This is a genomic window from Treponema succinifaciens DSM 2489 (assembly GCF_000195275.1).
Lineage (GTDB): Bacteria > Spirochaetota > Spirochaetia > Treponematales > Treponemataceae > Treponema_D > Treponema_D succinifaciens.
The window spans coordinates 2,717,498-2,731,853 of sequence record NC_015385.1 but is presented as its reverse complement, the minus strand read 5'-3'; the positions used below and the strand labels follow the sequence as shown (position 1 = coordinate 2,731,853).

The window sequence follows — 14,356 nt, the reverse complement described above, 5'->3', positions numbered from 1 at the left end:
TTTCTTCAATATGAGTATACTTGTTTTTCAATTTATTTCTATTTTATATACATTTCATTTTGCGAAAATTTCGGAGTTTTTCATGTCTGAAGAAAACAATCAATACGGAGCAGGAAGCATTCAGGTTTTAAAAGGGCTTGAAGCTGTAAGAAAAAGACCTGGAATGTACATAGGTTCTACAGGACCGAATGGACTTCATCATCTTGTTTATGAAGTTGTGGACAACAGTATTGATGAAGCCATGGCTGGATATTGTACGCAAATTACTGTGGCACTTGAAAAAGACGATATTTGCCGTGTAGAAGACAATGGACGTGGAATTCCTGTTGATATTCATCCTACGGAACATATTTCAGCGCTTGAGCTTGTTCTTACTCGTCTTCATGCCGGCGGAAAATTTGACAAGTCAAACTATAAAGTTTCTGGCGGACTTCATGGAGTTGGAGTTTCCTGTGTAAATGCGCTTTCTGTTTGGATGGAAGCTTTTGTAAATAAAGACGGAAAACGTTATCATCAGAAGTACGCGGAAGGAATTCCTAAATCTAAAGTTGAATGTATTGGCGATACAGAACTTCATGGAACCACAATCCGCTGGAAAGCAGACGCTTCTATTTTTACAGAAACAACGACTTATAATTTTGATGTTCTTTCTACAAGGCTTAGAGAACTTGCATTTTTAAATCCTGGAATAACAATTATTTTTCGTGATGAACGGCTCGAAAATCCAAAGGAAGTTGTCTTTAAATTTGAAGGAGGAATTAAGCATTATGTAAGCTATTTGAATGAAGGAAAAAAAATAATTCCAGAAGAGCCAATTTATATTAACGGTGAAGAGAATGATGTGATTATAGAACTTGCAATGCAATATAATGACAGCTATTCTGAAAATATTTTTTCTTACGTCAATGATATTAATACTAGAGAAGGCGGAACTCATCTTGATGGCTTTAAAATTGCGCTTACTGTAGTTTTAAATAAATTTCTTGAAAAAAATGAAAAGCTCCTTAAAAAACTTGACAAAGATGAAAAACTTACAGGAGATGATGTTAGGGTAGGGCTTACTGCTATTTTGTCATTAAAAATTCCAGAGCCGCAGTTTGAAGGACAGACAAAAACCAAGCTTGGAAACTCAGAAGTCCGCGGATATGTTGATTCTCTTGTAAAAGAAAAACTTACACTTTTCTGTGAGCAGAATCCGCAGATTACAACGATGATTCTTGAAAAAGCTGTTGGAGAAGCTGCTGCCAGAATTGCGGCTAGAAAAGCTAAAGATAGTGCGCGCCGTAAAAACAACATAGACAGTTTTGGACTTCCGGGAAAATTAAGCGATTGTTCTTCTAAAAATGCCGCTGAATGTGAAGTTTATATTGTTGAGGGAGATTCTGCAGGAGGCTCTGCAAAAAAAGGCCGCGATGCTAAAACTCAGGCGATTCTTCCTTTGTGGGGAAAAATGCTCAATGTTGAAAAAGTTCGCGCAGACAAAGTTGTTAACAATGAAAAACTTCAGCCTGTAATTGCTTCTCTTGGAGCTGGATTCGGAAAAGATTTTAATATTGAAAAACTCCGCTATCACAAAATTATAATAATGGCTGATGCCGATGTTGATGGAAGCCACATTAGAACTTTGCTTTTAACATTTTTCTTCAGATATATGCCTGATCTTATTGAAAAAGGCTACGTTTATCTTGCCATGCCGCCTTTGTTTAAAATTGAAATTGGAAAGCAGAAAATTTATGTTTATTCCGACGAAGAGCGTGATGCTGAGCTAGAAAAACTTGGAGACAAAAGAGAAAAAGCGGATGTTCAGCGTTATAAAGGTCTTGGTGAAATGGACGGAAACCAGCTTTGGGATACGACTATGAATCCTGAAACACGCAGAATGAAAGTAGTTACAATTCCAGATGCGGTTGCGGCAGACAGAATTTTCAGCATTTGCATGGGAGAAGAAGTAGAACCCCGCAGGAAGTTTATTGAAGAAAATGCTGTCTATGCAAATCTGGATGTTTAGGATAAAAAATGGAAAACACAGAAAATACAACAAATCTTATAAAAATTCCGATTGAAGATGAAGTAAAGCAGGCTTTTATTGACTATTCGATGTCTGTTATTGTAAGTCGTGCGCTTCCTGATTCCCGAGATGGTTTAAAGCCTGTTCACCGCCGAATTATTTATTCCATGGAAGAAAATCATCTTTCTGCAGGCGGAAAAACAAAAAAATGTGCCACGATTGTTGGTGATGTTCTTGGAAAATATCATCCTCATGGAGACGCTTCTGTTTATGATGCTCTTGTTCGTCTTGGACAGGATTTTAGTCAGCGTTATATTGTTGTTCATCCGGGCGGAAATTTCGGAACAATAGCAGGAGATCCTCCAGCCGCTTACCGTTATACCGAAGCAAAAATGACAAAAATTGCCGAGGAAATGGTTGAGGATATAAACAAAGACACTGTAGATATGATTCCTAACTATGATGACACAAAGGAAGAACCTACAGTTTTGCCTTCAAAGTTTCCGTTTCTCTTATGCAATGGCTCTGTTGGAATTGCCGTCGGAATGGCTACAAATATGCCTCCTCACAATCTGCGTGAAGTTGCAAGTGCTATAAGCGCATATATTGATAATCAGAATATAACAGTCGATGAGCTTTTAAATCATATAAAAGGACCTGATTTTCCTACAGGTGGAATTATTTTTGGAAAACATGGAATTGCAGATGCTTACAGAACTGGCCGTGGAAAAATTCTTGTCCGCGGAAGATTCAATATTGAAGTAAGTAAAACAGGACTTGAATCAATTGTATTTACTGAAGTTCCTTACGGAGTGAATACTAGAACTCTTTGTGAAAAAATAGGAGAACTTGCGCGTGATAAAGTTATTGATGGAATCAGCGCAATAAATGACGAGTCTTCCGACAGAAGCGGAATGAGAATTGTAATTCATCTAAAACGTGGCGCAATAACAAAAGTTGTAATAAATCAGCTTTTTGCAAAAACAGCGTTGCAGTCAAGTTTTGGAGTTATAAATCTTGCTCTTGTTAAAGGTCGTCCGCAGATTTTAAATTTAAAGCAGATTATAAAATGTTTTGTTGATCATCGTGATGAAGTTATAACTCGCCGCGTAACTTTTGACTTGAACAAAGCACGTGCGCGTGAACATATTCTTGAGGCGTTGATTACAGCTGTTGATGCGATTGATGAAGTTATAAAAATGATTCGCTCTAGCCGTGATGAAACAGAAGCCAAAGCCAGACTTATGCAGCGTTTTGGATTTGATGAAATTCAGGCTGAAGCGATTGTTGAAATGCGTCTTGGTCGTCTTACAAATTTGCGCATTGACGAGCTTCGTAAAGAAATGGAAGAAGTAAAGGCTTTTATTGCCCATTGCGAAGATTTGCTTGCTCATCATGAAAAAATTCTTGCGATTATAAAAGATGAAACAAACGAGCTTTCTGAAAAATATGGAGATGACAGAAAAACTGATATTGTCGCTGGCGAAGTAGAAAGCATAAATGTTGAAGACTTGATAAAAGAAGAAGATATGGTCATTCTTATTTCTAAGCTTGGCTATATTAAGAGAGTTTCTGTAAGCCAGTATAAAAGCCAGGGAAGAGGCGGTAAAGGCACTATTTCAGCAAAACTTGTTGAAGAAGATTATATAAATCAAATGTTTGTCGCTTCAACACATGATTATTTGATGTTTATTACAACCGAAGGAAAAGCTTATTGGATAAAAGTCCATGAAATTCCAGAAGCGTCTAAAACAAGCCGCGGTTCCCATATAAAAAGCCTTCTTGCTGTCAACGCAAATGAAGATATTACGACAATTGTCAGCTTAAAGGAATTTTCAGAGAATAATTATTTGTTTATGGCTACTGCAAATGGCGTTGTCAAGAAAACTCCTACAAGCGACTTTAAAAACGCAAAATCCCGTGGAATGCAGGCTGTTCGTCTTGATGAAGGAGATACTCTTGTAAGTGCAATTCTTTCAACAGGAAAAGATGAGCTGCTTCTTGTAAGCCGCCGTGGACAAGCATTAAGAATCAATGAAGAGGATGTGCGTCCAATGGGAAGATCTAGCCGCGGTGTTGCCGGATTAAAACTTTCTGAAGGCGATGAGCTTTGTTCTGCTATAAGGATTCATACAGAGCCTGATTCAAAAATTCTTGTAGTTACAGAAAAAGGCATAGGAAAAAGAGTTGATTCCGCAGAATTCAATGCGCATGGAAGAGGAACTGGAGGTCAAAAGATATTTGGCAATGTTGAAGACAAAGGTGAAATTATAGGTGCTTTGTGTGTTCGTGATACAGATAGCATTATGTGTATTACAAGCCAAGGAACTTCTGTCCGTGTTGAAGCTAAGGATATTACAGTGCAGGGCAGGGGAGCGAGCGGAATAAAAGTTGTTTCAATCACAGATCCTGATTACGTTGTTGGAGTGGATAGAATTGCCAACGATGAAGATGAAAAAAAATAACTTTTAAAAAGTGAAAAATTGCCGTGGATTTTCTTTTGAATTTCCGCGGCTTTTTTTATGAAATTTTACTAAATTTTTGTCAAATTTGTTTTTAATATAAATTTATTTAAATTTTGTATTATCTTTATTTAAATATAGATATTTTAAAATGTTTCATGTGAAACATTGTTTTTCAACAAGTTTTCCACAAGTGTAGATTTCCTTTTAAGAATTTTAAATCTATTGTAGTTTCTTATAAAACAAAGAATTACAGAATTTTACAATTCAATTGTGTTTTAAAATTTGAAAATTTCCATAGTTTTTCCACATCTATGTTTCACGTGAAACACATTCACTGTTTTTGTATATTATGTTTTCCTATTAATTTTGATAAAAAATATTTTAATATTAGGAAAAGTATCGAGTTTTAATTTTATTATTGAACTTAATACTGCTGTATTTTTGAAAGAAAATTGGTTGATATGCTATTGAAATCTTGCAGCAGATTCTTTCGTCGTAGTATGGGAATGACACTTAAGTGACTGTTCTTATCAAAACTCGATATTTGGGCAGTTTGCTTGCTGTGGTGTTGTAATGTTTTCATAATAAATTTAGTTGTGAATCTGCTGTAAATTTTCAATTATAGTTCTTTCATCATTGTGTAATAGTAATTCTTAACAAATATAGTTTTAAAAATTTTATTAAAAAAAAATACCCATGTTTCACGTGAAACACAGGTATTCATTCTTTATTTTAAAATTTGAATTAAGTTTTTGACGTTAAAAAAGCCTTAATACTTTTGAACCTCTATTTGGATTCCATTTTTCTTTTCTTTCTTTTGGCAAAGTTGATATATCGGAAAGTTTAAAGCCTAGTTTTTCAAACCAATCTGCTGTTTGTGTCGTTAATAGGAATATTCCTTTTGAATTGTTTTGTTTTGCTTGTTTCACGAGAAACTCTATCATTCTTGGACCGATTCCTATATGAGAGCAGTTTTTGTCAACTGCGACGCCTGCAATTTCTGTTTGTCCGTCTGAGTAAGTAATGAGTGAAGCGCAAGCTCTAATTGCACCATCAAGTTCGTATACAATAAAATTGTTGAACTGAGCTGAAAGACTTTCCTTTGTTCTAGGAAGAAGAATTCCTGATTCTATAAATGGCTGCATTACATTTAGAACTGCTGGAATGTCTTCTCTTGTCATTTCTCTGATTTTTCCGTAGTTGTTACTGTAAACCATTGTTCCAGAGCCCAAGTCGCTAAATATTTCACATGGAACAACTCCGTCTATAGAGCCGTTCAGTATGTGAACTCTGTCAACTCCTTGAGTGCAGGCTTTTTCCGCTTTTTTTAAAAGAGTGAAAATTTTTTCTTTCAAATACATTTTATTTGTTTCAGGTGAAACATTTTTATCTAAATTTACCAAACGTTCGGTAGAATTTTCGTTATTTTCAGTTGAATTTACCGAGGGTTCGTTTGTTTTTAAAAATAATTCAACTTCTTCTAAGTTTAAAGCTGGAATATTTCCTTCCTGTGAAAGACCTATTTCTTTTGGAATTAAGAAATTTTCTGAGCTGATTTCCGCATTTGGAACAAGAAAAAAAAGCTTGTCGGCGTTCAGGTTGATTGCGATTTGCTGTGAAAGTTCAATTGAAGAAATATTGTAAGGCTTTCCGGCTATGCTCCATCCTATGCAAGGAAAAATCGGAATAAATCCATTGTCTAAAACTGTTTTTATTGAATCAGTTTGAAGCTTTTCTATTTCGCCGCTTGTGCCGTAATCAAATCCGTCGATAACGCCTTTTCCTCTGGCTCTGACCCAGTTTCCTATGACTGAGGTTTTTCTTTCACCTGCAAAAGCTGTCATTATTTGATTTGAAACATCAAATGCCGCCATTTTTATAAGAGGCATTGCTTCTGGTCCTGTTATTCGGCAGTTGCAGTGAATTTTCCATTTTATATTTGCATTTGAGAGAATTTCATTTATTTTTTTGCTTGCTCCGGGAACTAAAATTATTTTTAAGCCAGCTTCGTGAATAAAACAAATGTCTCTTATGTGGTTCAGAAAATGCGGACTGTCAATAAGATTGTCATCTATGTAAATTACTACGAGCGCATTTTTAAATCTTTTTATATAGCGGATTACGTCCCGGATTCTTTCGGCTTTTTCGTGAATTAGATTTTCTTCCATAATATGTTAGTATTACGAAGCTAAAAAAAACTGTCAATCATTAAAATATAATAACAAATTGTTATAAATGAAATCTTTTTGATTTTTTATATAGACAGAGTTTTTTATATATGCTAATATTCAAAAATATAAGGGCTCTTAGCTCAGCTGGTACGAGCGTCTGGTTTACACCCAGAATGTCGGGGGTTCGATCCCCTCAGAGCCCATAAAGACTTCATGTTTTTACATGAGGTCTTTTTTTATTTACGGAAATTTGCAGGAAAAAAATGAAAAGTCAGCTTACAACTTTGTGTTATATTGAAAAAGATGATTGCTATCTGATGCTTCATAGAGTTACGAAAAAAAATGATATAAACCACGATAAATGGATTGGCGTTGGCGGACATTTTGAAGCTGGGGAAAGTCCTGAAGATTGTTTGCTCCGGGAAGTAAAAGAGGAAACAGGGCTTGTTTTAAATTCGTTTTCTTTTAGAGGAATTGTTACATTTTTGTCTGATGATGATCCTGCTGAATATATGTGCCTCTACACAAGCGATGATTTTTCCGGGAATCTTATTGAATGCGATGAAGGAAATCTTGAATGGATAAAAAAATCAGATTTTAAGAATCTTGAGCATTGGGAAGGCGATTTAATTTTTCTGGATTTGTTGGAAAAAAATGAGCCGTTTTTTTCTCTTAAGCTGATATATAGAATTGGAACTTTAAAGGAAGCTGTTTTGAATGGAAAAAAGATAAGGTAAAAAAAAGAGGTGTCCTTGAGTTTGCCGAAATGACTGAGTACACTAAGTAGGTTGTTTTCGACAAGCTCAAGCGCCGCATTTTCAACTTCTGGGGTCATCCTCTTTTTTATATTTTATTTTTTCAAGAGAGCTGCAAAAGGATTGTAAGTTTCTCCGTCATCATCGTCTTTATGTGATGAAAGATATTCCGCCGCATTGTCCTGTTCTTCATTTGAAACAACTGGAGCAAGCGAAATTCTTTTTTCTTCAGAATCAACTTTTTCAACAATGACTGGAAATTTCTCGCCTGGCTTATAGATTTTTTTCAGGTTTGTATTTCGCTCAACATTCAGCTTGGATATGTGTACAAGTCCGTCTATTCCAGATGCTATGTTTACAAAAATTCCGAAATCAGTTACGCGGGAAATTGTTCCTTCAATTTTTGTTCCCGCAGGGAAGTCTTTTTTTACATTGTCCCAAGGATCTGCCTCAAGTTCTTTTGTTGAAAGAGAAACTTTTTCGTGCTGCCAGTCTGCTTTTATGATTTTTGCCGTTATTTCCTGTCCTACTTTTAAAACATCTGAAACATTTTTTATTCTTGCGTGGGAAATTTCAGAAACTGGAAGAAGCGCTTGGAATCCGTTTAAGTCGATAAATGCGCCGTAGGATTCGATTGATTTTACTTTTCCATTAACGGTCATTCCTTCTGTATACTTTTTTGAAAGCTGGTCAAGTTCTGCATTTGCCTGTTCTTCAAGAATTGCCCGGTTTGAAAGAACTATGTTTTTTCCGTCATTTTTGAATTCTTGGATTTTGAAAGCAAGGTGTTCGCCTACATATTCGGCTGGCTCCTTTTTCTGTCTGTATCCCATTTGAGAATAGGGACAGAATGCACGGCTTGTGCCAATCATTACTTCAAATCCGCCTTTAATTTCTTTTGTAACGTGGCCTTCTACTGGAATTCCGTTTTTGAATGCATTTTCGAGAACAGATTTTCCTGCGTTTTGACCGGCAAGTTTTGTTGTAAAGTGAAGTTCTTCGTTTTTTCCGCCTAGAAAATAAACTTTTATTTTGTTTCCTTCTTTTATGGAACAATTTCCGTTTTCATCACAGAATTCTGATTTGTTAACGAAACCTTCGCTTTTCAGTCCAAGATCAATAAAAACTGTGTCATTTGAAATTGCGGCAACAGTTGTTTCTATCATCTGTCCCTGTTCATATAAGTTTTTCATTTGTTTTCCTTGTAAAATTGATTTCTAAATTATAAAATGAATTTGAAAAAATTTCAATTTGCAAATTTTGTAGGTAAAAAATGAGGCGAAAAGAAAGAGAAATAACTGACTTTGAAGAAATTATAAAAATTCTTGATGAGTCAAATTTTTTGACGCTTGCTATGATAAATGGAACTGAGCCGTATTCTGTACCCGTAAATTTTGGGTACAAACTGGATGGTGACAGAAAAAGAATTCAGATTTTTATTCACGGAGCTACAGAAGGCACAAAGCTTAACTGCATAAAAAATTGTCCTCGTGTATCTTTTTCTGCTGTAAGCTATTCTGAAATAGGTGAAAATAAAGAGCCTTGCGCGTGGACAGACTTTTATAGAAGTGTTTGCGGAAAAGGAAATGCATCTATTTTAGAGGATGCAGATGAAAAAAAAGAAGGACTAATCTGTATCCTAAAAAAATATGGATACAAAGGTCCGTCTGTTTTTCCTGCTATTATGATAAAAAAAGTAAGCATGATAAGAATTGAAGTGGACGATTTGACTGGAAAATTCCATGAAAAGTAAATTGAATTTTACTGTCATTATTTGTTTTATCAAAAATCGACATTAGTTCTAGAAATTTATGTTTTTTTATACTACAGTTTTTATGTTGAAAACAAATTTGTTTTCTAAGGAGCGACTTATAAAAAACATGACAAAAATGGAGCTTGTGCCGCGCCGGCAGTAAAGGCGCAGTTTGAGTTTCAAAGGCTTTTACTGCTTGTTCAATTAGAAAAATCTTTTTGAAAAGCGTTATCAAAATGAATTACGTAAAAGCGAAAAATGTTCTTCCTTCTGAACTTCTTGAAAAAATTCAGGAATACGTGGCTGGAACTTATTTGTATATTCCGCAGAAATGCGAGAACCGCAAAAACTGGGGAGAATCAAAAGATTCAAAAAACTGGTACAAAAGACGGAATCAGCGGATATACAAAAATTACGAAGAAGGATTTTCAGTCAGCGAGATTTCTCAAAAATTCTTTCTGAGCGAAAAATCAATTTACAGAATCATCTTGTGCGCAAAAAAGCAGATGAGTTGAACTTTTCTGATTAAATGTCGCTAAAGCTGTTGTATAAAAACTGGCTCTATAAATAGGGTCAGTTTTTTTATTTTAAATTATTTTGCGTTTCTTAAATCGTCAACAATAAGCTGAATATGCGAAATCTGAATCTCCGTCAAATTTTCAACATCCAAAGTTCGTTTTTTATCAAGACCCAAAAGATAATCGGTTGAAACTTCAAAAAAATTCGCAATTTTCACAAGCATTTCTATAGAAGGAAGAATATTGTCATTTTCCCAGTTTGAAACACTTTGCTTTGTAACTCCGAGTTTGTTTGCCAGTTGAATCTGACTGATTCCACGGATGTTACGGAGCTCACGGATTTGTTCATTCAGCATAAAAAACCTGTCTACTTATTTTTGACCATTGTATAATTTTTAATTGACTTTAAAGAAATACTTTTGTATTGTAATATTTGACTTAATGTAAAAGAGGTTTTTATGAAAAAATTTATTTTTTTGGCTTCTGTGATTGCGTTTTCGGTTACAGTTTTTTCTTGCGTTACCACTGATGAAGTTCAGGTTTCGTACGACAAAAGCGTTTTGCAGAATGTTTCAAAGGTTACAGATGATGGCACTGCAAAGACAGATATAGCGGTTTCTCCGGATGGAAATCAGTTACTTTATGTTGAGATTGACAAAAGTGTTAATAGCTATATAACAAACATGAAGGTATCAGATGACATTTATTATTACAGTTCTCAAATGTATTTGCTCCGTGATATTAGTCGTCCTTCAAAGACTCCGCTTGGTCTGACATTCTCATATTGGCCTGCATGGAATAAAAACGGAAAGGAATTTGTATTTGCCTCGCTTGAAAACAACCAGTTCAAGCTAGTCCGCGCGAACATCGAAGGCGGAAGGAAAACTTACATTACAAGAACGCCGATTGGAAGTGAAGATATAAGACCTGATATAAAGGACAATATTATTTTATGTCAGACAAAAATAAATGGAAAGAATCAAATAGTTACATTGAATTATGACGGCACTGAAATAACTTTAATTTGCGAAGGCTACAGTCCTTCATGGCATCCTAGAGAAAATAAATTTGTCTTTATTCGTGACGGTGGAATTTTTGAAATGGATCTCGACTTGAATCAGGCTACAGAAATTTACAAGGATGTTGATTTTCCTTGCTATAAACCTTCATATTCAAAAGACGGAAAATATATCTTGTTTTCACAATTGACTCCTGTAAATACAAAAGGTTCCATGATTTCAAGCCTTTCAAAAAGGATAATTTCTATTGCAAATAGTCGAACAAATATTCATTTGTATCTTATTTCATCTGACGGCATGAACAAAACTCAGCTTACAAGCGGTGCTGTTGATGCATATACTCCAGTCTGGGGTGCGGACAATACAATTTTCTTTATCTCGGCGGCAAACAATAAAACAGACATCTGGAAAGCGAAAGTTCAATACTGATTTAGCGAGTGTTGACTGACGAAAGCTCTGCGTTTTGCAGGGCTTTTTTTGTTTGCAGATTTTCTCATTCTCTTTTCTGAAAGGTCTTTGAGGTAGGAAACTGGTGCGGCTTTGCTTATTATTAAATTAAATAAAAATGTCATTCCGATTCAGAATGACAAACAGGTAAGCCATTTCGAACTTAGATTCGGAATCTGCCGGATGAATTTTAGCCTGAAAAATCAGACAAAATAATTTATCTGGCGGGCAATGAAAAAACTTTGGAGGAAAAATGGAAAAAAAAGTAGACATGAAAAAAATCACGTTCAGGAACGAGACTCCTGCGGACTACAGGGCGGTTGAAAACCTTACGCGCGAGGCATTCTGGAATGTTTACAAACCAGGTTGCGACGAGCATTTTATTTTGCATAATTTCCGCACAAGAAGCGAATTTGTTCCGGAACTTGATATTATAATGGAAGAGGAAGGAATTCTTGTTGGACACGTTATGTTCGTAAGGGCGGAAATAAAACTTAACAACAGTAAAACACTTCCAATCATGACGTTCGGGCCAATCAGCATTGCGCTGGAGTTTAAGCACAAGGGATACGGAACAGTTCTTCTTAGGTACGCAATGGAAAAGGCAAAGAAAATGGACTGCGGCGCGCTTGCAATCACCGGCAATATCGACTTTTACGGAAAAAACGGATTTGTTGTGGCAAAAACAAAAGGAGTTCGCTACTATGCTGACCCGGATGCGGATTATTTTCTGATAAAAGAACTTGTTCCGAGTTTTCTGGACGAAGTGAAAAATTGCGGTGGTGGAAGTTTCAAGGAACCGGACGGATATTTTATTGATGCAAATGAAGCTGAAGAGTTCGATAGGCATTTTCCGATAAAAGAGCGGCTCAGTCTGCCGGGACAGATTTTCGGGTAAGTTTCTATTGAGCTGAATGAAAAAACTCCCCTGAACCTCAGACAGAATCTTGCTGAAATACGGCGCAGGAGAGTTTTTTTTAGAAGAGAAAAATCAGTTTCCCTTTTCCTCGAGCACGATGTTGTCTACTGTAACTGTGTGCTTTCTGGTGATCTGCTTGTCGTTCACGGCTCCCATCGAAACGCTCAGGATTACAGCCCTGTCGGTCTGCTCGTTCATCGTGAATTCGCATGAGTATCTTTTGAATTCCTTTGAGACGTCTATTTTCTGTGTTCCAGAATACGGAATCCAGTTGTTGTCCGAAGAGCCGTCGCGCTGGAGGGCGAACATTATGGTGCGGTCAATTGTTGACTTCGCATCAAACTCAATTCTGTATTTTTTTCCTTTTTCCAATGTTATTCCGTTCTGCTTTAGCTGAATCATCCAGTCAAGATTTCCTGTGTCGGAGATGTTCATGCAGAACGCGTTGTCCTCGGAAAGTGAATCGACGGCGTAATCAGCGGAAGCCGACTCGTTCAGGTAGACCTCGTAGCCTGTAAGCCCGGAGGAGAAGTTTCCGTTCACGAGCATTGCGTTCTCCTGAATGCGCACGTTGTCAAGAAGAACCGTTCCGTCTGTGTCAAAGCTGAATGAGAGCGCGGATGATTTTTCCTTTTCCGCCGTGAACACGAACTTGAACTTCTTCTCGCCGGAAGAAAGGGAAGCCTCAAAACTTTTTCCCGAAATTTCAGCCTTTATTTTTCCGGAAGAAGCTGAGGATGAGTCAAAGCTCAGAAGATATTCAGTTCCCGGGACAAGCGGAATTCCTTCCTGAACAAGCCGGATTTCAGCGTCCTTGGGATTTTCTGCGCGGAATTTGCGGATGTTGTCCGTGTTCGTGACCTGGAATTTCGCGCCGTTTTTGGCGGAAACACTCCATTCCGCAAGCCGGTTTTCTCCTTCCTGGAATTCTCCGTTGTGCACAAGGTTTCCGTCGGGAAGCACCGATTTTTTTCCTGATGAATTTTGAGGCGCGCTGACCATCTCAAGACGCACACCGGAAATTCTTACCGCCGCGGTGGAATTCTGGTTTCCCAGGTTGAACTCAAGCCGTCCCGCAGGATCGTCGGCATCGTTCATCTTGAATGTGAAGTCAAAATGCTTTTTCTGCGGTCCCACTTTTATCTTTGTGTCCTTGAGATAGCGTATCCATCCCGCTTCCGGAGCTGTAACTGCGGTTATAATCGTTCGCTCCTTTTCCGCGGATGCGTCGAACGAAAGCCTGTATTCCGCGCCCTTTAGCATCGGAAGACCTGCCTGCACGAGCTGAACAGAATAGTCAACGCTTCCAGCCGCATCTGAGGTTATGACGATGTTTCCGCCGTCGTAATCAAAGCTGCCTTTTCCGCCCTGGGCAAGAAGGAAGTTCCAGGAGCCGCCGTCTTTTCGGATATAGTTTCCGTCAGAATCCGCCGTCCGGAATTCCGCCTTTCCTGATTCAGGCTTCCTCACGTTCTCGTCGTAGCTTTTTTTCTGATATACTTTCACGTAGTCCACGAGAAGCTGCGCGTTCTTTGCGAATTTGGTCGTGCGGTCCGGATTTCCAGGCCAGTTTCCGCCCACCGCAAGGTTCAGGATTATGTAGAAAGGCTGGTCGAACGGAGCCGGATAAGTTACCTCGCCGAATCCCTTGCGCTTTGTGTACCAGCTGTTCTCCTTGTGGTACATTTTTCCGTCAGCATAGAAGCGGATTTCGCCCGGTTCCCACTCGCAGGCTACAATGTGCCAGTCGTCGGAGAAGCTTTTTCCCTGCGCGGCTGCCTTTCCCTGTGACTCCTTGTGAGGCTCGCCGTAATGGAGCGTTCCGTATATTTCCTTTGTCCTGTCGCCTAGAACCTCCGCAATGTCGATCTCGCCGCATTTTGGCCACTGTCCGTAGAGATTCTCTTCCGTGGGCATCATCCAGAACGCCGGGAGGAATCCCTTGCCGGAAGGAAATTTTATGCGCGCCTCAATCCGTCCGTATTTGAAGTCATGCTTTCCTCTTGTGTTGATTCTGCCGGAAGTGTACGCAGTTTTTCCGCCCCGCGCTTTTTTCTGAACGGCCTGAATCACGAGATTTCCGTCCTTTACGTAGATGTTCTCCTTTGAGTCCACATATTCCTGAAGCTCATTGTTCACCCAGCCCGGCTCGTGGTACTCGTAGTTCCAGTCATCCAGATTGAGGGAATTTCCGTCAAAATCATCCTTCCAGACAAGGTCGCTTTCGCTGTAGCTGGTCTGCGCGAAGAATGGAGCTGCGGCGAAAATAATTCCCGCGGCAAATGCAATCGTCTTTTTCAT

The 14,356-nt window shown here is 37.9% G+C and carries 11 protein-coding genes and 1 tRNA gene; 8 read left to right on the top strand and 4 right to left on the bottom strand.

Annotation, left to right across the window (positions count from 1 at the left end; translation table 11 throughout):
• Window positions 1–82 precede the first annotated feature (82 nt).
• The gene (gyrB, locus tag TRESU_RS13085) at window positions 83–2,008 is read left to right on the top strand and encodes a DNA topoisomerase (ATP-hydrolyzing) subunit B (RefSeq protein ID WP_013702672.1); all 1,926 of its coding nucleotides are present in this window, start codon (window positions 83–85) and stop codon (window positions 2,006–2,008) included.
• Between the two features lie 8 nt (window positions 2,009–2,016).
• Window positions 2,017–4,473: a DNA topoisomerase (ATP-hydrolyzing) subunit A gene (gene gyrA / locus TRESU_RS13080; RefSeq protein WP_013702671.1), complete on the top strand. Its 2,457-nt coding sequence runs from the start codon at window positions 2,017–2,019 to the stop codon at window positions 4,471–4,473.
• A 758-nt stretch (window positions 4,474–5,231) separates the two neighbouring features.
• On the opposite strand, the gene argA is transcribed toward gyrA, so the two are convergent.
• Entirely contained in the window at window positions 5,232–6,641 is a 1,410-nt protein-coding gene (gene argA, locus TRESU_RS13075; RefSeq protein WP_013702670.1) for an amino-acid N-acetyltransferase, read from the bottom strand.
• Between the two features lie 132 nt (window positions 6,642–6,773).
• Here argA and TRESU_RS13070 point away from each other — a divergent pair.
• Both TRESU_RS13070 and TRESU_RS13065 read left to right on the top strand, forming a co-directional pair.
• Window positions 6,774–6,847: transfer RNA gene (locus TRESU_RS13070), tRNA-Val, on the top strand.
• A gap of 60 nt (window positions 6,848–6,907) precedes the next feature.
• Window positions 6,908–7,381, top strand: a complete 474-nt coding sequence (locus TRESU_RS13065; protein ID WP_013702669.1) for an NUDIX hydrolase — start codon at window positions 6,908–6,910, stop codon at window positions 7,379–7,381.
• A gap of 113 nt (window positions 7,382–7,494) precedes the next feature.
• Here TRESU_RS13065 and TRESU_RS13060 read toward each other — a convergent pair whose 3' ends face one another.
• Complete coding sequence (locus TRESU_RS13060; protein WP_013702668.1) at window positions 7,495–8,592, bottom strand: 30S ribosomal protein S1; 1,098 nt, start codon at window positions 8,590–8,592, stop codon at window positions 7,495–7,497.
• Window positions 8,593–8,672: 80 nt separating this feature from the next.
• Between TRESU_RS13060 and TRESU_RS13055 the strand changes: the two genes are divergently transcribed.
• The gene (locus TRESU_RS13055; protein WP_013702667.1) at window positions 8,673–9,152 is read left to right on the top strand and encodes a pyridoxamine 5'-phosphate oxidase family protein; all 480 of its coding nucleotides are present in this window, start codon (window positions 8,673–8,675) and stop codon (window positions 9,150–9,152) included.
• Between the two features lie 236 nt (window positions 9,153–9,388).
• Complete coding sequence (locus TRESU_RS13050) at window positions 9,389–9,667, top strand: CD3324 family protein (protein ID WP_013702666.1); 279 nt, start codon at window positions 9,389–9,391, stop codon at window positions 9,665–9,667.
• A 77-nt stretch (window positions 9,668–9,744) separates the two neighbouring features.
• Here the strand turns inward: TRESU_RS13050 and TRESU_RS13045 are convergent, their stop codons facing one another.
• Window positions 9,745–10,026, bottom strand: coding sequence for a helix-turn-helix domain-containing protein (locus TRESU_RS13045; protein WP_013702665.1), 282 nt, complete (start codon window positions 10,024–10,026; stop codon window positions 9,745–9,747).
• A 102-nt stretch (window positions 10,027–10,128) separates the two neighbouring features.
• On the opposite strand from TRESU_RS13045, the gene TRESU_RS13040 reads away from it, so the two are divergent.
• Together TRESU_RS13040 and TRESU_RS13035 are read left to right on the top strand one after the other, a co-directional pair.
• Complete coding sequence (locus TRESU_RS13040; RefSeq protein WP_013702664.1) at window positions 10,129–11,118, top strand: TolB family protein; 990 nt, start codon at window positions 10,129–10,131, stop codon at window positions 11,116–11,118.
• Window positions 11,119–11,389: 271 nt separating this feature from the next.
• Entirely contained in the window at window positions 11,390–12,034 is a 645-nt protein-coding gene (locus TRESU_RS13035) for a GNAT family N-acetyltransferase (protein ID WP_013702663.1), read from the top strand.
• A 93-nt stretch (window positions 12,035–12,127) separates the two neighbouring features.
• On the opposite strand, the gene TRESU_RS13030 is transcribed toward TRESU_RS13035, so the two are convergent.
• The gene (locus tag TRESU_RS13030; protein WP_013702662.1) at window positions 12,128–14,356 is read right to left on the bottom strand and encodes a carbohydrate binding domain-containing protein; all 2,229 of its coding nucleotides are present in this window, start codon (window positions 14,354–14,356) and stop codon (window positions 12,128–12,130) included.

Excerpts from the sequence above, each read along its gene's own strand:
- TRESU_RS13035 (WP_013702663.1), top strand. The coding sequence starts at position 11,390 with ATGGAAAAAAAAGTAGACATGAAAAAAATCACGTTCAGGAACGAGACT.
- gyrB (WP_013702672.1), top strand. The coding sequence starts at position 83 with ATGTCTGAAGAAAACAATCAATACGGAGCAGGAAGCATTCAGGTTTTA.
- TRESU_RS13065 (WP_013702669.1), top strand. The coding sequence starts at position 6,908 with ATGAAAAGTCAGCTTACAACTTTGTGTTATATTGAAAAAGATGATTGC.
- TRESU_RS13045 (WP_013702665.1), bottom strand. The coding sequence starts at position 10,026 with ATGCTGAATGAACAAATCCGTGAGCTCCGTAACATCCGTGGAATCAGT.
- gyrA (WP_013702671.1), top strand. The coding sequence starts at position 2,017 with ATGGAAAACACAGAAAATACAACAAATCTTATAAAAATTCCGATTGAA.
- TRESU_RS13055 (WP_013702667.1), top strand. The coding sequence starts at position 8,673 with ATGAGGCGAAAAGAAAGAGAAATAACTGACTTTGAAGAAATTATAAAA.
- TRESU_RS13060 (WP_013702668.1), bottom strand. The coding sequence starts at position 8,592 with ATGAAAAACTTATATGAACAGGGACAGATGATAGAAACAACTGTTGCC.
- TRESU_RS13030 (WP_013702662.1), bottom strand. The coding sequence starts at position 14,356 with ATGAAAAAGACGATTGCATTTGCCGCGGGAATTATTTTCGCCGCAGCT.
- TRESU_RS13050 (WP_013702666.1), top strand. The coding sequence starts at position 9,389 with ATGAATTACGTAAAAGCGAAAAATGTTCTTCCTTCTGAACTTCTTGAA.
- argA (WP_013702670.1), bottom strand. The coding sequence starts at position 6,641 with ATGGAAGAAAATCTAATTCACGAAAAAGCCGAAAGAATCCGGGACGTA.
- TRESU_RS13040 (WP_013702664.1), top strand. The coding sequence starts at position 10,129 with ATGAAAAAATTTATTTTTTTGGCTTCTGTGATTGCGTTTTCGGTTACA.